We start from the raw sequence: 17,433 nt of genomic DNA, 5'->3' as shown, positions 1-17,433 counted from the left end.
TACAAATCACCCAGAGAAGACTTCTTCATGGCTAACTTGAACTTGAAATTTGGCCTCCTTGTCTGATTTGTCTGACTAGTGCAAGCTGGTCGGATTTGTGGTAAAATAGATAAGATATGACAAAAGAATTTCATCATGTAACGGTCTTACTCCACGAAACGATTGATATGCTTGACGTAAAGCCCGACGGTATCTACGTTGATGCGACTTTGGGTGGAGCAGGCCATAGCGAGTATTTATTAAGTAAATTAAGTGAAAAAGGCCATCTCTATGCCTTTGACCAAGATCAGAATGCCATTGACAATGCGCAAAAACGCTTGGCACCTTACATTGAGAAGGGAATGGTGACCTTTATCAAGGATAATTTCCGTCATTTACAGGCACGTTTGCGCGAAGCTGGTGTTCAGGAAGTTGATGGAATTTGTTATGACTTGGGAGTGTCTAGTCCTCAATTAGACCAGCGTGAGCGTGGTTTTTCTTATAAAAAGGATGCGCCACTGGACATGCGGATGAATCAGGATGCTAGTCTGACAGCCTATGAAGTGGTGAACCACTATGACTATCATGACTTAGTCCGAATTTTCTTTAAGTATGGCGAGGATAAGTTTTCTAAACAAATTGCCCGTAAGATTGAACAAGCTCGGGAAGTCAAGCCGATTGAGACAACGACTGAGTTAGCAGAGATTATCAAGTCGGCCAAACCTGCCAAGGAGCTCAAGAAGAAGGGCCATCCTGCCAAGCAGATTTTCCAGGCTATCCGAATTGAAGTCAATGATGAACTGGGAGCGGCAGATGAGTCCATCCAGCAGGCTATGGATATGTTGGCTCTGGATGGTAGGATTTCAGTGATTACCTTTCATTCCTTAGAAGATCGCTTGACCAAGCAATTGTTCAAGGAAGCTTCAACAGTTGAAGTTCCAAAAGGCTTACCCTTCATCCCAGATGATCTCAAGCCCAAGATGGAATTGGTATCCCGTAAGCCAATCTTGCCAAGTGCAGAAGAATTAGAAGCCAATAACCGCTCGCACTCAGCCAAGTTGCGCGTGGCCAGAAAAATTCACAAGTAAGAGGAAAAAAGATGGCAGAAAGAATGGAAAAAACAGGTCAAATACTACAGATGCAACTTAAACGGTTTTCGCGTGTGGAAAAAGCTTTTTACTTTTCCATTGCTGTAACCACTCTTATTGTAGCAATTAGTATTATTTTTATGCAGACCAAGCTTTTGCAAGTACAGAATGATTTGACAAAAATCAATGCGCAGATAGAGGAAAAGAAGACCGAATTGGACGATGCCAAGCAAGAGGTCAATGAACTATTACGTGCAGAACGTTTGAAAGAGATTGCCAATTCACACGATTTGCAATTAAACAATGAAAATATTCGAATAGCGGAGTAAGATATGAAGTGGACAAAAAGAGTAATCCGTTATGCGACGAAAAATCGGAAATCGCCGGCTGAAAACAGACGCAGAGTTGGAAAAAGTCTGAGTTTATTATCTGTCTTTGTTTTTGCCGTTTTTTTAGTCAATTTTGCGGTCATTATTGGGACGGGCACTCGCTTTGGAACAGATTTAGCGAAGGAAGCTAAGAAGGTTCATCAAACCACCCGTACAGTTCCTGCCAAACGTGGGACTATTTATGACCGAAATGGAGTCCCGATTGCTGAGGATGCAACCTCCTATAATGTCTATGCGGTCATTGATGAGAACTATAAGTCAGCAACGGGTAAGATTCTTTACGTAGAAAAAACACAATTTAACAAGGTTGCAGAGGTCTTTCATAAGTATCTGGACATGGAAGAATCCTATGTAAGAGAGCAACTCTCGCAACCTAATCTCAAGCAAGTTTCCTTTGGAGCAAAGGGCAATGGGATTACCTATGCCAATATGATGTCTATCAAAAAAGAGTTGGAAACTGCAGAGGTCAAGGGGATTGATTTTACAACCAGTCCCAATCGTAGTTACCCAAACGGACAATTTGCTTCTAGTTTTATTGGTCTAGCTCAGCTCCATGAAAATGAAGATGGCAGCAAGAGTTTGTTGGGAACCTCTGGAATGGAGAGTTCCTTGAACAGTATTCTTGCAGGGACAGACGGCATTATTACCTATGAAAAAGACCGTCTGGGTAATATTGTCCCCGGAACGGAACAAGTTTCCCAACAAACGGTAGACGGCAAGGATGTTTATACAACATTGTCTAGCCCGCTCCAATCTTTCATGGAAACTCAGATGGATGCTTTTCTAGAAAAAGTAAAAGGTAAGTATATGACCGCGACCTTGGTCAGTGCAAAGACAGGTGAAATCCTCGCTACTACCCAACGACCTACCTTTGATGCCGATACTAAGGAAGGACTTACCAAGGACTTTGTTTGGCGTGATATCCTCTATCAAAGTAACTATGAGCCAGGGTCACCCATGAAGGTCATGACGCTCGCTGCTGCTATTGATAATAATACTTTCCCAGGAGGAGAAGTTTTCAATAGTAGTGAGTTAAAAGTAGCAGATGTTACTACCCGAGATTGGGACGTCAATGAAGGATTAACTGGCGGAGGAATGATGACCTTTTCTCAAGGGTTCGCTCACTCAAGTAACGTTGGGATGACCCTTCTTGAGAAAAAGATGGGAGATGCTACCTGGCTTGATTATCTTAATCGCTTTAAATTTGGTGTTCCGACCCGTTTCGGTTTGACGGATGAGTATGCTGGGCAACTTCCTGCGGATAATATTGTCAGCATTGGGCAAAGCTCATTTGGGCAAGGGATTTCAGTGACCCAGACGCAAATGATTCGTGCCTTTACCGCTATTGCCAATGATGGCGTCATGCTAGAACCTAAATTTATCAGTGCCTTGTATGACCCAAATGACCAATCTGTTCGGAAATCTCAAAAAGAGATTGTAGGAAATCCTGTTTCTAAAGATGCAGCTAGTCTAACTCGAACCAACATGGTTTTGGTAGGAACAGATCCAGTTTATGGAACCATGTATAACCACAGCACAGGCAAGCCAACTGTAACTGTTCCTGGTCAAAATGTCGCCCTCAAGTCCGGTACGGCCCAGATTGCCGATGAGAAAAATGGAGGTTACTTAGTTGGTACGACCAATTACATTTTTTCGGCTGTGTCGATGAACCCTGCTGAAAATCCTGATTTTATTCTCTATGTGACGGTTCAACAGCCTGAGCATTATGCAGGTATCCAGTTGGGAGAATTTGCCAATCCTATTTTGGAAAGGGCAGTGGCTATGAAAGATTCCCTTAACCTGCAATCTACCGCTAAAACGTTAGATCATGTAACCAATCAAAGCGTTTATGCCATGCCTAGCATTAAGGATATTTCACCCGGTGATTTGGCGGAAGCCTTACGTCGCAATATTGTGCAACCAATCGTTGTGGGAACAGGAACAAAGATTAAAGAATCATCTGTAGAAGAAGGGACAGATCTTGCACCTAACCAGCAAGTTCTCCTCTTATCTGATAAAGCAGAGGAAGTTCCAGATATGTATGGTTGGACAAAAGCAACCGCAGAAGCTTTTTCTAAGTGGTTAAATATAGAACTTGTATTTGAAGGTTCAGGCTCTACTGTGCAGAAGCAAGATGTTCGTGCTAATACAGCTATCAAGGACATTAAAAAAATTACATTAACTTTAGGAGACTAATATGTTTATTTCCATCAGTGCTGGAATTGTGACATTTTTACTAACTTTGGTAGGAATTCCAGCCTTTATCCAATTTTATAGAAAGGCGCAAATTACAGGCCAGCAGATGCATGAGGATGTTAAACAGCATCAGGCAAAAGCTGGCACGCCAACTATGGGGGGACTTATTTTCCTCATTGCTGCAGTTGTGGTGAGTTTCCTTCTTGCTCTTTTTTCAAAACAATTGACCAATAATGTGGGAATGATTTTGTTCATCTTGGTCCTTTATGGCCTTGTCGGATTTTTAGATGACTTTCTCAAGGTCTTTCGTAAAATCAATGAGGGGCTTAACCCCAAACAGAAATTGGCTCTTCAGCTTCTAGGTGGCGTCATTTTCTACCTTTTCTATGAGCGCGGTGGCGATATGCTTTCTGTCTTTGGCTACCAAGTGCATCTAGGGATTTTCTATATTTTCTTCGCCCTTTTCTGGCTGGTCGGTTTTTCAAACGCAGTCAACTTGACAGATGGTATTGACGGTCTAGCTAGTATTTCCGTTGTGATTAGTTTGTCTGCCTATGGAGTTATTGCCTATGTGCAAGGCCAGATGGATATTCTTCTAGTGATTCTAGCCATGATTGGTGGTTTGCTCGGTTTCTTCGTCTTTAACCATAAGCCTGCTAAAGTCTTTATGGGAGATGTGGGAAGTTTGGCTTTAGGTGGAATGTTGGCAGCGATTTCTATGGCTCTTCACCAAGAATGGACTCTCTTGATTATCGGAATTGTGTATGTTTTTGAAACAACTTCGGTCATGATGCAAATCGGCTATTTCAAACTGACAGGTGGTAAACGTATTTTCCGTATGACGCCTGTCCATCACCATTTTGAGCTTGGGGGATTTTCTGGTAAAGGAAATCCTTGGAGCGAGTGGAAGGTTGACTTCTTCTTTTGGGGAGTTGGGCTTCTAGCAAGTCTCCTGACCCTAGCAATTTTGTATTTGAGATAAGAATGGCACCCTGATGTTTCAGGGTGTTTTTGATTTTTAAAAAATATTGGTCAATTAAAGTCAAACTACTTGACCTTTTCTGACTAATGTAGTATATTATGAACGTAAGGTAAATGAAAGCCTTACTAGAACACTTATTTAAAGTAAAATAGAAAGAGGTGGGGTCTATGTTTAATCTAGAAATCTTCAGAAGTAAAGATAGTCTACTCCTGCTTGAAAAAGAAAAACCAGAAATAGTACGTAGAGTAGCAATCTAGCTAGTCTAAATTTTTTAAGACAAAGGTCAAAGATAGTCAATATCAGTAATTATAACTGAGTAAACAAAAAGAGGTAAAGAATATGAACAACAACTTTAATAACTTTAACAACATGGATGATTTATTTAACCAATTGATGGGTGGTATGCGAGGATATAGTTCTGAAAATCGGCGTTACTTGATTAATGGACGTGAAGTGACACCTGAGGAATTTGCTCACTATCGTGCGACTGGTCAATTACCAGGAAATGCAGAAGCTGATGTACAAATGCCACAACAGGCTTCAGGTATGAAACAAGATGGTGTCCTTGCTAAACTAGGTCGTAACTTGACAGCAGAAGCTCGCGAGGGCAAGTTGGATCCTGTTATCGGACGAAACGAGGAAATTCAAGAAACATCTGAAATCCTCTCACGTCGTACCAAGAATAATCCTGTTTTGGTCGGAGATGCAGGTGTTGGTAAGACAGCAGTTGTCGAAGGCTTGGCACAAGCCATTGTGAACGGTGATGTTCCAGCTGCCATTAAGAATAAGGAAATTATTTCCATTGACATCTCAGGTCTTGAGGCTGGTACTCAATACCGTGGTAGCTTTGAAGAAAATGTGCAAAATCTAGTAAACGAAGTAAAAGAAGCAGGAAATATTATCCTCTTCTTTGATGAAATTCACCAAATTCTCGGTGCTGGTAGCACTGGTGGAGATAGTGGATCTAAGGGGCTTGCGGATATTCTCAAGCCAGCTCTCTCTCGTGGAGAATTGACAGTGATTGGGGCAACGACTCAAGACGAATACCGTAACACTATCTTGAAGAATGCAGCCCTTGCTCGTCGTTTCAACGAAGTGAAGGTTAATGCTCCATCTGCTGAAGATACTTTCAAGATTCTTCAAGGTATTCGAGATCTTTATCAACAACACCACAATGTTATCTTGCCAGACGAAGTCTTGAAAGCAGCAGTAGATTATTCTGTTCAATACATTCCTCAACGTAGCTTGCCAGATAAGGCTATTGATCTTGTCGATGTAACGGCTGCTCACTTGGCGGCTCAGCATCCTGTAACAGATGTGCATGCTGTTGAACGTGAAATTGAGGTAGAAAAAGACAAGCAAGAAAAAGCTGTTGAGGCAGAAGATTTTGAAGCAGCTCTAAACTATAAAACACGCATCGCAGAATTGGAAAAGAAAATCGAAAACCACACAGAAGATATGAAAGTGACTGCAAGTGTCAACGATGTGGCTGAATCTGTAGAACGAATGACCGGTATTCCAGTGTCACAAATGGGAGCATCAGACATCGAGCGTTTGAAAGATATGGCTCATCGCTTGCAAGACAAGGTAATCGGTCAAGATAAGGCAGTTGAAGCTGTTTCTCGTGCTATCCGTCGTAGCCGTGCTGGTTTTGATGAAGGTAATCGCCCAATCGGTAGTTTCCTCTTTGTAGGTCCTACTGGTGTTGGTAAGACTGAGTTGGCTAAACAATTGGCTCTTGATATGTTCGGAACCAAGGATGCGATCATCCGTTTGGACATGTCAGAATACAGCGACCGCACAGCTGTTTCTAAGCTAATTGGTACAACAGCAGGCTATGTGGGTTATGATGACAATAGCAATACCTTAACAGAACGCGTCCGTCGCAATCCATACTCAATCGTCCTTCTCGACGAAATTGAAAAGGCTGACCCTCAAGTCATCACCCTTCTCCTTCAAGTTTTGGACGATGGTCGTTTGACAGATGGTCAAGGTAACACTGTCAACTTCAAGAATACAGTGATTATCGCAACTTCAAACGCAGGCTTTGGTTACGAAGCTAACTTGACAGAAGATGCTGATAAACCAGAATTGATGGATCGTTTGAAACCTTACTTCCGTCCAGAATTCCTTAACCGTTTCAATGCTGTCATCGAATTCTCACACTTGAGCAAAGAAGATCTTTCTAAGATTGTAGACCTTATGTTGGTTGAAGTTAACAAGACGCTTTCTAAGAAAGACATTGACTTGGCAGTGAGCGAAGCTGCTAAAGAATACATGACTGAGGAAGGCTACGATGAAGTCATGGGTGTTCGTCCACTCCGTCGTGTGGTTGAACAACAAATCCGTGACAAAGTCACAGACTTCCACTTGGATCACCTAGATGCTAAACATCTGGAAGCAGATATGGAAGATGGTGGTTTGGTTATTCGTGAAAAAGCCTAATACTCTTCGAAAATCAAANNTTGAGCAACCTACGGCTAGTTTTCTAGTTTGCTCTTTGATTTTCATTGAGTATAAGACAAAATTTTGAGAATAAAAAAAGAAGGAGCCAGCTGAAAAAAACTGGTTCCTTTTATGTTTAAATCACATGACGTTCAAAGGCATCATCTGAAATCCCTTGTTCTAGAATAAGTTTTGCCCATTCTTTAGCAGAAAAGAGACTGTGATCCTTATAGTTTCCGCAAGATTCGATGGTTGTTCCAGGAACATCTTCCCAAGTAGTGGTTTCAGCGATTTCCTTAAGCGAATCTTTGATAACAGCCGCGATTTCAGCACTGGTGTGACGTCCCCACATAATCATGTGGAAGCCTGTACGGCAACCAAATGGTGAACAGTCAATCATGCCGTCAATGCGAGTACGGATGAGTTTGGCCAAGAGGTGCTCGATAGTGTGAAGGCCAGCGGTAGGGATCGAGTCTTCATTGGGTTGTACCAAGCGAATATCATAATTGGAGATGATGTCTCCTTTTGGTCCAGTTTCTTCCCCAATCAAGCGGACATAAGGTGCTTTAACAATAGTGTGGTCAAGTTCAAAACTTTCAACAATAACTTCTTTTGACATGGTAAATCCTTTCAGTTTTCTCTTTTCATTATAACATAAAGCCGGCTCTTGAGGCAGAGAGAAAACCTCTCCGAAGGTGGAGAGGTTCAAATCTTTACTTACGATATAAGCGGTCGTATTGGTAGTAAGGGTCAAAGGTTACGTTGATGCCTAGTTTGCGAAGGACGTTCTTGTCTTCGTCTGTCAAGATGATGGTTGAGTGGGCTTCGCTTCCTTTGAGGTTACCAAGTTCTTCCATGGCACGAGCAGCATCAGGATTTTCTGTAGCTGTGATAGCAAGTGCAATCAGGATTTCATTTGAATGCAGGCGTGGATTGCGGCTACCGAGATGATCGATTTTAAGACCTTGGATTGGCTTAACAACTTCAGGCTCGATTAGTTTTACTTCTTTGGCAATGTCAGCTGATTTCTTGATGGCGTTGATAAGAGCAGCGGCTGTAGGACCAAAGAGTTCTGAGTTCTTACCAGTGACAATTTCCCCAGTTGGCAATTCAAGGGCTAGGGCTGGTCCGCCAGTTTCTTCTGCTTTTTGACGCGCAACGACAGCAACCTTACGGTCTGCAGGTGTGATGCCGAGGTCGTTCATAAGCAACTCAATTTTCTTGACAGCAGATTCGCCCACTTTTTCGGCTTTGAAATCAAGAACAGTCTGATAGTAGCGACGGATGATTTCTTGTTTAGAGGCTTCGATAGCAGCCTCGTCATCAGTAATAGCAAAACCAACCATGTTGACTCCCATATCTGTTGGAGAAGCGTATGGAGATTCTCCTAGGATACGTTCCAACATGCGTTTCAGAACTGGGAAAATTTCAATATCACGGTTGTAGTTGACAGTGGTCTCTACGTAAGTTTGGAGATGGAAGGGGTCGATCATGTTGACATCATCAAGGTCAGCTGTGGCAGCCTCGTAGGCCAAATTGACTGGGTGATGAAGGGGAAGATTCCAAACTGGGAAGGTTTCAAATTTAGCGTAGCCAGACTTGATGCCATTGATTTGGTCGTGGTACATATTGGACATACAAGTTGCCAATTTTCCAGAACCAGGTCCAGGAGCGGTTACGACGATCAAGTTGCGACTGGTTTTGATGTAGTCATTTTTCCCCATACCTTCTGGAGAAATGATGTGATCCATATCTGTTGGATATCCTTTGATTGGATAATGAAGATAAGAATCAATTCCGTTTTTCTCGAGTTGGTTGCGGAAGACATCTGCAGCTGGTTGGCCAGCGTACTGTGTGATGACCACTGAGCCGACAAAAATTCCCAGTTCATTGAATTTGTCAATCAAGCGAAGGACTTCTTGGTCATAAGAAATGCCTAAGTCGCCACGTGCCTTGGAATGTTCGATGTTGCTAGCGTTAATGGCAATCACAACCTCGACTTGCTCTTTCAATTCTTGCAAGAGCTTGATTTTGTTGTCAGGCTCATAACCAGGAAGCACGCGAGCAGCGTGGAAGTCTTCTAACATTTTGCCACCAAACTCCAAGTAGAGTTTACCGTCAAATTGATTAATGCGCTCCAAAATGTGGTCGCGCTGTAGATTCAAATATTGTTCAGAACTAAAAGCTTGTTTTTTCATTTTTATAATTCATTCCTTTCGTTTCACTCAAGGCACAAGACAGAATGAAAAAGTGTTGTGCTCTTTATTTTGTTTTATAATAATAGTGAGAAAGCCTATCACTACTACAAATCACGGAGAGGTGAATAAGTGAGTGGTACAGCCACTACCTCGCATTTTTATAGGTGTCATTCTTTCCCTCAAGCACAAGAACTGTGACTAGGAGCATGTAAACTTATAATTGAATAAGCGACTCGTTTGTGAAAGGAAAGGATAGTCAAGGGATAGGCAGACTCAAATTTGGTGAAGGGAGACCCCTCATGTTAAAAATTATTTATCCTAATTGTTGTGGCATTGATGTGCATAAAACCTTTGTTGTAGCAGTTATTGCCATCACTGACAAGCAAGGACTCACAAGCTACCATCGTAAACGTTTCTCAACTTTTACAAATGGGTTAGTACAGCTACGAGACTGGCTAGAATACTATTCTTGCTTTGATGTCTGTATGGAATCTACCGGTAAATATTGGATTCCTGTCTTCAATATCCTTGAAAAATCCTGCAAGATTTGCTTGGCTCACCCCAAGTATGTCAAGGCTATCAGAGGAAAGAAGACCGACAAGAAAGATGCGCAGTGGATAGCCGACCTCTTCAAGCATGATTTAGTTGCTTCTAGCTTTATCCCACCTCTTAAAATTAGACAACTCCGAGACCTTTTTCGCTATCGCATGAAATTAACACAACTTCAAGTCAGCGAGAAAAATCGTTACCAGAACTGTCTAACTTGGTCTAATCTTCAGATTGCAAGTGTCGTTTCCGACGTGTTCGGAAAAAGTGCTCAGGCTATTATTCAGAGCATCCTTGACAATCCAGAGGACAAACCAAACATTGAACAGTTGGTTCATAAGAGAATGAAGGATAAGGTGCAGGACCTGAAAATCGCTATCGAGGAGGAGGTAACACCTGAACAAGCTGAGAAAATCAGAATCATCAAGGAACACTATGATGCTCTGGCCGTCTGTAAAGAAGATTTAGAAACCATGATTCGGAAGCTCGGTCAAGAATACCAAGAACAGGTTAAACTGATCCAAACCGTGCCTGGTTTCAAAGAGGAGCTATCTGCTCTCAGAATACTCTCTGAAATCGGAGCTGATATGACTGTCTTTAGTACTGCAGGTAAACTTTGTTCTTGGGGCGGATTAGTTCCTGCCAACAATGAAAGTGCAGGAAAGAAGTTCTCTACTCGTATTTCGAAAGGCGGTCACTATCTCAAACCTTTTCTTGTTCAAATAGCTAATGCCGTGGTTAAATCAGAGAAGCACCCTGAACTACGAAATAAATATCTCAAACTCAAGAAACGACGGGGGCATCGAAAAGCTATCATCGCTATTTGTCGCAGATTATTGGTTGCCATCTACCATGTACTTCTAAAACAGGAGAGTTATAATCCAAGATTACAAGGTCTTACAGAAATAAGAAATCCTGATAAGACAATGTCTGTCCAAGATGCCGTTCGTTTTGCACAACAGCACGGATTCAACGTGCTTTAATTTTAAAATTTAGGTGTCAAAACCTCTTTTTAGTGTGCCCAAAATTAGGATAAATAAGCAATCAACTAACTTTTATTTTTTTCAAACTTTACCTCTGACCTCTATTATAATAAAAAATTGGAAGTTAGGAAACTATGGAGTTAAAAAAGGAATCAAAAAGATTAGGCGAAGGCTTGCACAAAAATTCAAAAAGCGCTATCATAGATTGTAGATTATTAAAATAATGAGGTAAGAAGATGCAAGAAAAATGGTGGCACAATGCCGTAGTCTATCAAGTTTATCCAAAGAGTTTCATGGACAGCAACGGAGATGGAATTGGCGATTTGCCAGGAATTACCAGTAAGTTAGACTATCTAGCCAAGCTAGGGATTACAGCGATTTGGCTTTCTCCCGTTTATGACAGCCCTATGGATGATAATGGCTACGATATTGCTGATTATCAAGCGATTGCAACGATTTTTGGAACCATGGAGGATATGGATCAACTGATTGCGGAAGCTAAGAAGCGTGATATTCGTATCATCATGGACTTGGTGGTCAATCATACCTCGGATGAACATGCTTGGTTTGTAGAGGCCTGTGAAAATCCTAATAGCCCTGAGCGAGACTACTATATCTGGCGCGATGAACCCAATGATTTGGAGTCTATCTTTAGTGGGTCTGCTTGGGAATACGATGAAAAGTCAGGTCAATACTATCTCCACTTTTTCAGTAAGAAACAGCCGGATCTCAACTGGGAAAATGAAAAACTTCGCCAGAAAATTTATGATATGATGGACTTCTGGATTGATAAAGGTATTGGTGGTTTCCGTATGGATGTTATTGACATGATTGGCAAAATTCCTGACGAGAAGGTAGTCAATAATGGTCCTATGCTTCATCCCTATCTCAAGGAAATGAATCAGGCGACCTTTGGAGATAAGGATCTCTTGACAGTAGGGGAGACTTGGGGAGCAACGCCAGAGATTGCCAAGCTCTACTCTGATCCAAAGGGGCAAGAATTGTCTATGGTCTTCCAGTTTGAACATATCGGTCTTCAGTATCAGGAAGGTCAGCCTAAATGGCACTATCAAAAAGAGCTGAATATCGCTAAGTTAAAAGAAATCTTCAACAAATGGCAGACAGAGTTAGGAGTTGAGGACGGCTGGAATTCCCTCTTCTGGAACAACCATGACCTCCCTCGTATTGTCTCAATCTGGGGAAATGACCAAGAATACCGCGAAAAATCTGCCAAAGCCTTTGCAATCTTACTTCATCTCATGAGAGGAACTCCTTATATCTACCAAGGTGAGGAGATTGGGATGACCAACTATCCGTTTGAAACACTGGATCAAGTAGAAGATATTGAATCCCTCAACTATGCGCGTGAGGCTCTTGAAAAAGGTGTTCCGCTGGAAGAAATTATGGACAGTATCCGTGTCATTGGACGTGACAATGCCCGTACCCCTATGCAATGGGACGAGAGCAAAAACGCCGGTTTCTCGGCAGGTCAGCCTTGGTTGGCGGTTAATCCAAATTACGAGATGATCAATGTCCAAGAAGCGCTGGCAAGTTCAGATTCTATTTTCTATACCTATCAGAAACTGGTCCAAATTCGCAAGGAGAATAGCTGGCTAATTCGAGCTGACTTTGAATTGCTTGACACGGCTGACAAGGTCTTTGCCTATATCCGTAAAGATGGCGACCGTCGTTTCCTAGTTGTGGCTAACTTGTCCAATGAAGAGCAAGACTTGGCAGTAGAAGGAAACGTCAAATCGCTCTTGATTGAAAACACCCTAGCTCAAGAAGTCTTTGAAAAACAAATCTTAGCTCCATGGGATGCTTTCTGTGTGGAATTACTATAAATATTTTTTACAGAAAAATTTAAAATTGAAATCGCATAAAAACAAGGGAAGGCTGTATGAAAAGGCAGAAATCCTTTGTTTTTTATAACCAAGGTTTATAAACTTTCATTCTCGAAATTCAATTAACTTTACAAATTTCCACTATTTTGGTAAAACAAACCTATGTTACAAAAACTAACATAAAGTAGAAGGGAGATGAATACAAAAAAGAGTGTCCTTAGTGCAGGCCTGACTTTTGCATTTGCCTTGCTTTTAGCTGCTTGCGGACAATCAGGTTCAGATACAAAAACTTACTCATCAACCTTTAGTGGAAATCCAACTGCATTTAACTACTTGTTAGACTACTACGCTGATAATACAGCCATCATTACCAACCTAGTTGATGGTTTGCTTGAAAATGACAATTACGGAAATCTAGTTCCGTCTTTAGCAGAGGACTGGTCTGTTTCAAGCGGCGGTCTGACTTATACTTACAAATTGAGAAAAGTGCCAAATGGTTCACGGCTGACGGTGAAGAGTACGCCCCAGTTAAGGCACAAGATTTTGTGACAGGTATCAAGTACGCAGTGGATAATAAATCACAGGCCATTGACTTGATTCAAAACTCGATTAAGGGCTTGAATGATTATATTACAGGAGCGAATTCTGACTTTTCTAAGGTTGGGGTGAAGGCTATTGACGACCAGACTGTTGAGTATACTTTGTCACGGCCAGAACCTTACTGGAACTCAAAAACAACCAACAGTATTCTTTTCCCAGTAAACGAAGAGTTTTTAAACTCAAAAGGGAAAGATTTTGGTACCCTATCTCCAGATAGTATTCTCTACAGCGGACCTTATTTGTTAAAAGATTTCACATCAAAATCATCAATCGAGTATGCGAAAAATCCGCATTACTATGATCATGACAAAGTATCAATTGAACATGTGAAATTGGCCTATTTTGATGGTTCAGACCAAGAATTGACCATCCGTAACTTTGAAAGTGGAGCTTATTCTATCGCTGGGGTTTATCCAAATAGTTCTAACTTGGCTAAGACCAAGGAGAAATATAAGGATAATATCGTCTATAGCTTGCAGGACAAGACTTCTTGGTATTTCAATTTCAACGTTAACCGTAAGGCCTACAATCACACTGCTAAAACGACAGATGAGCAGAAGAAGTCAACTGAGACAGCTGTTTTGAACAAGAACTTCCGCCAAGCGGTGAACTTTGCCTTGGACCGCACAGCCTATTCTGCTCAGTCAAATGGGGAAGAAGCAGCTAGCAAGACTCTTCGTAACACCCTAGTACCTCCTACATTTGTCCAAGTTGGAGACAAGACCTTTGGAGAAGTAGTCGCTTCTAAATTGGTCAACTACGGAACAGAATGGTCAGGTATTAACCTGGCAGATGCTCAGGATGCCTATTTCAACAAAGAAAAAGCCCAAGCAAAATTTGCGGAAGCTAAAAAAAATTGGCAAGTCAAGGTGTGACTTTCCCAATTCACTTGGATGTTGCAGTTGATCAGACAAGTAAAAATGCTGTGACAGGCATGAACTCAGTTAAGTAGACCCTTGAGTCGGTTTTGGGGGCTGATAACATCGTCATTGATGTTCAGCAACTTTCAACAGATGATTTTAATAATGTAGCCTTCTTAGCACCGACAGCAGCTGATAGAGACTATGATTTGAACTTTGATGGCTGGGTAGGTGACTATCAAGATCCATCAACTTATCTCAATCCTTTCAATGCAGAGGATGGATTCTACCTTAAGATTTTTGGACTAGATGCCAAGGAAGATAAGGAAAAAATCACTAGCCTAGGTCTGGATACCTATACTAATATACTTAAAGATGCAGATAGTGAAAATAAAGATGTAGCCAAACGTTACGAAAAATATGCTGAAGCACAGGCTTGGATGATTGATAATTCTCTGATTATGTCAGCTATGTCAAGTGGTGGAACAGCATCTGTAACCAAAGTAACGCCATTTACAAGAGGCTATTCATTGGCTGGTATTAAGGGTGATGGCAATAACTACAAGTACATGAAACTGCAAAAGACACTGTGACGACTAAACAGTTTGAAGAAGCTAAGACCAAATGGGATCAAGAAAGCAAAAAAGCAATCGAAAAAGCCCAAAAAGAAGCAGAAAAACATGTTAAATAGTTAGAAATAGCCTTTTCAAGGAAAATCATAAAGACAAACATCAGTTTTGGTGCTTGTCTTTTTAAATCACTCGGCTATTGAAAACTGAGAAATGATTTGTTTTGTGCTAAAATAGATTGAAACGAATACTCAATAAAAATTAAAGAGTAACTGAGAAGTTAGCTCAAAGTACTGTTTTGAGGTTGCAGATGGACGCTGACGTGGTTTGAAGAGATTTTCGAAGAGTATAAGATTCTCTCTTTTGCTATAGTTAAGGAGATGAGAGGTAAATGATAAGGGAGAGACTATGTACGACTATCTAATCGTTGGTGCTGGTTTGTCGGGAGCAATTTTTGCTTATGAAGCAACCAAGCGTGGAAAAAAAGTAAAAGTTATTGATAAACGTGACCACATTGGTGGAAATATCTACTGTGAGAATGTAGAAGGGGTTAATGTTCATAAATATGGTGCCCATATCTTTCATACTTCTAGTAAAAAAGTTTGGGATTATGTGAATCAATTTGCTGAGTTTAACAATTATATCAACTCGCCTCTAGCTAATTACAAGGGTAGCCTTTATAATCTACCTTTCAATATGAATACTTTCTATGCTATATGGGGGACAAAAACTCCTCAAGAGGTCAAAGATAAGATTGCTGAGCAAACGGCTCATATGAAGGACGTTGAACCGAAAAACTTGGAAGAGCAGGCTATCAAGTTGATCGGTCCAGATATTTATGAAAAATTGATTAAAGGATATACTGAAAAGCAATGGGGACGTTCTGCTACTGACCTTCCACCGTTTATTATTAAACGTCTACCAGTTCGTTTGACTTTTGATAATAACTACTTCAATGACCGTTACCAGGGTATTCCAATTGGTGGTTACAACGTTATCATTGAAAATATGCTCAAGGATGTGGAAGTAGAACTTGGTCTTGACTTTTTTGCCAATCGTCAAGAATTAGAAGCTTCTGCTGAAAAAGTTGTCTTTACAGGGATGATTGACCAATACTTTGATTATAAACATGGTGAGTTAGAATACCGTAGTCTTCGTTTTGAGCATGAAGTTTTTGATGAAGAAAACTATCAAGGAAATGCTGTTGTCAACTATACAGAACGAGAAATTCCTTATACTCGCATTATTGAGCATAAACATTTTGAGTACGGAGCACAAGCTAAAACGGTCATTACTCGTGAATACCCAGCAGATTGGAAAGGTGGAGATGAGCCTTATTATCCAATCAATGACGAGAGAAACAATGCCCTATTTGCTAACTATCAAGAAGAAGCAGCACAGAATGATAAGGTCATTTTCTGTGGACGTTTGGCTGATTATAAATACTACGACATGCATGTAGTCATTGAACGGGCCTTGGAAGTGGTCGAGGAAGAGTTGGGACAATAATGCAAGGATTCCGTTATTTTAGAATCTTTGCTACTTAAGATTTTTATACTAAACTAAAATCAAAAAGCATTATATAATAGTAATATGAAATCAACTAAAGAAGAAATCCAAGCTATCAAAACACTTTTAAGAGACTCTCGTACAGCTAAATATCATAAATGCCTTCAAATCGTTCTATTTCGTCTGATGGGCAAATCTTATAAAGAGATTATAGAGCTTTTAGACTGTAATCAAACAACGATTTGGCGAAACGTAAAAAAATATGAGGAGTTCGGACTCGACTCTCTCCTTCAAGAAACACGTGGTGGTCGTAACCATGCATATATGACAGTTGAGGAAGAGAAAGTCTTTCTTGCCCGCCATTTGAAGGCTGCAGAGGCAGGAGAATTTGTTACAATTGATGCCTTATTTCAGGCTTATAAAAAGGAGTTAGGTCGTTCCTACACACGTGATACCTTCTATCAACTCTTGAAGCGCCATGGTTGGCGAAATATTAGGCCACGTCCAGAACATCCTAAGAAAGCAGACGCTCAAACCATTGTAGTGTCTAAAAATAAAATCTCAATTCAAGAAGAAAAGAAAGCGATTTAAAACCAGTAGACGTTTTCGTAAGGTTCGCTTGATGTACCAAGATGAGGCTGGTTTCGGTAGAATCAGTAAACTGGGATCTTGTTGGTCTCCAATAGGAGTAGGTCCACATATCCATAGTCACTATATACGAGAATTTTGCTATTGTTATGGAGCTGTTGATGCCCATACAGGCGAATCATTTTTCTTAATCGCTGGTGGATGTCATACTGAGTGGATGAACGCCTTTTTAGAAGAGCTTTCACAAGCTTATTCAGATGATTATCTTTTACTCGTTATGGACAATGCCATATGGAATAAATCAAGTACCTTAAAGATTCCGACTAATATTGGCTTTACCTTTATTCCTCCATACACACCAGAGATGAACCCCATTGAACAAGTGTGGAAAGAGATTCGTAAACGTGGATTTAAGAATAAAGCCTTTCGAACTTTGGAAGATGTCATGAATCAACTTCAAGATGTTATACAAGGACTGGAGAAGGAGGTGATAAAGTCCATCGTTAATCGGAGATGGACTAGAATGCTTTTTGAAAGTAGATGAGTATAACTGGTTGATGAGACTGTGAAAAGAGCATAAAGACCAGCTTGCAAGCTGGTCATACTCTTCGAAAATCTCTTCAAACCACGTCAGCTTCATCTACAACCTCAAAGCAG

Annotated in this window: 11 protein-coding genes and 1 pseudogene; 10 read left to right on the top strand and 2 right to left on the bottom strand. The window is 40.9% G+C overall.

Annotated features, from left to right (window positions below; all coding sequences use genetic code 11):
- Window positions 1–116: 116 nt before the first annotated feature.
- The 5 genes from rsmH to HT723_RS09855 all read left to right on the top strand — a co-directional run bounded on the left by rsmH (window position 117) and on the right by HT723_RS09855 (window position 7,079).
- Window positions 117–1,067 carry a 16S rRNA (cytosine(1402)-N(4))-methyltransferase RsmH gene (gene rsmH, locus HT723_RS09875; protein WP_172935125.1) on the top strand — a complete coding sequence of 317 codons (951 nt, stop codon included), beginning with the start codon at window positions 117–119 and terminating at the stop codon, window positions 1,065–1,067.
- An 11-nt stretch (window positions 1,068–1,078) separates the two neighbouring features.
- A complete protein-coding gene (gene ftsL, locus HT723_RS09870) occupies window positions 1,079–1,396 on the top strand; it encodes a cell division protein FtsL (RefSeq protein ID WP_000840840.1) in 318 nt (105 codons plus the stop codon).
- Window positions 1,397–1,399: 3 nt separating this feature from the next.
- Window positions 1,400–3,652, top strand: coding sequence for a penicillin-binding protein PBP2X (pbp2X, locus tag HT723_RS09865; protein ID WP_172935124.1), 2,253 nt, complete (start codon window positions 1,400–1,402; stop codon window positions 3,650–3,652).
- Window position 3,653: 1 nt separating this feature from the next.
- Window positions 3,654–4,634, top strand: coding sequence for a phospho-N-acetylmuramoyl-pentapeptide-transferase (gene mraY / locus HT723_RS09860; protein WP_172935123.1), 981 nt, complete (start codon window positions 3,654–3,656; stop codon window positions 4,632–4,634).
- A 339-nt stretch (window positions 4,635–4,973) separates the two neighbouring features.
- Window positions 4,974–7,079, top strand: coding sequence for an ATP-dependent Clp protease ATP-binding subunit (locus HT723_RS09855; RefSeq protein WP_172935122.1), 2,106 nt, complete (start codon window positions 4,974–4,976; stop codon window positions 7,077–7,079).
- Window positions 7,080–7,215: 136 nt separating this feature from the next.
- On the opposite strand, the gene HT723_RS09850 is transcribed toward HT723_RS09855, so the two are convergent.
- Together HT723_RS09850 and HT723_RS09845 are read right to left on the bottom strand one after the other, a co-directional pair.
- Entirely contained in the window at window positions 7,216–7,698 is a 483-nt protein-coding gene (locus HT723_RS09850) for an S-ribosylhomocysteine lyase (protein WP_000032547.1), read from the bottom strand.
- A 94-nt stretch (window positions 7,699–7,792) separates the two neighbouring features.
- A complete protein-coding gene (locus HT723_RS09845; protein ID WP_172935121.1) occupies window positions 7,793–9,277 on the bottom strand; it encodes a DUF1846 domain-containing protein in 1,485 nt (494 codons plus the stop codon).
- A 299-nt stretch (window positions 9,278–9,576) separates the two neighbouring features.
- Here HT723_RS09845 and HT723_RS09840 point away from each other — a divergent pair, with 299 nt between their 5' ends.
- The 5 genes and pseudogenes from HT723_RS09840 to HT723_RS09815 all read left to right on the top strand — a co-directional run bounded on the left by HT723_RS09840 (window position 9,577) and on the right by HT723_RS09815 (window position 17,320).
- Window positions 9,577–10,806, top strand: a complete 1,230-nt coding sequence (locus HT723_RS09840) for an IS110 family transposase (RefSeq protein ID WP_050262200.1) — start codon at window positions 9,577–9,579, stop codon at window positions 10,804–10,806.
- 236 nt (window positions 10,807–11,042) lie between these two features.
- A complete protein-coding gene (locus HT723_RS09835; protein WP_119920009.1) occupies window positions 11,043–12,650 on the top strand; it encodes an alpha-glucosidase in 1,608 nt (535 codons plus the stop codon).
- 195 nt (window positions 12,651–12,845) lie between these two features.
- Window positions 12,846–14,801 (top strand): annotated as a pseudogene (locus tag HT723_RS09825) (peptide ABC transporter substrate-binding protein).
- A 286-nt stretch (window positions 14,802–15,087) separates the two neighbouring features.
- The gene (glf, locus tag HT723_RS09820; protein ID WP_100104644.1) at window positions 15,088–16,188 is read left to right on the top strand and encodes a UDP-galactopyranose mutase; all 1,101 of its coding nucleotides are present in this window, start codon (window positions 15,088–15,090) and stop codon (window positions 16,186–16,188) included.
- Window positions 16,189–16,272: 84 nt separating this feature from the next.
- A protein-coding gene (locus HT723_RS09815; protein WP_172935120.1) for an IS630 family transposase occupies window positions 16,273–17,320 on the top strand; the annotation gives its coding sequence in 2 pieces (ribosomal slippage) (window positions 16,273–16,769 and window positions 16,768–17,320; 1,050 coding nt in all).
- Window positions 17,321–17,433 lie beyond the last annotated feature (113 nt).

The sequence above is a fragment of the Streptococcus sp. 2106 genome, assembly GCF_013277315.1.
Lineage (GTDB): Bacteria > Bacillota > Bacilli > Lactobacillales > Streptococcaceae > Streptococcus > Streptococcus pseudopneumoniae.
The sequence above is the reverse complement of the archived record's forward strand: the minus strand, read 5'-3'. Positions and strand labels throughout refer to the sequence as shown.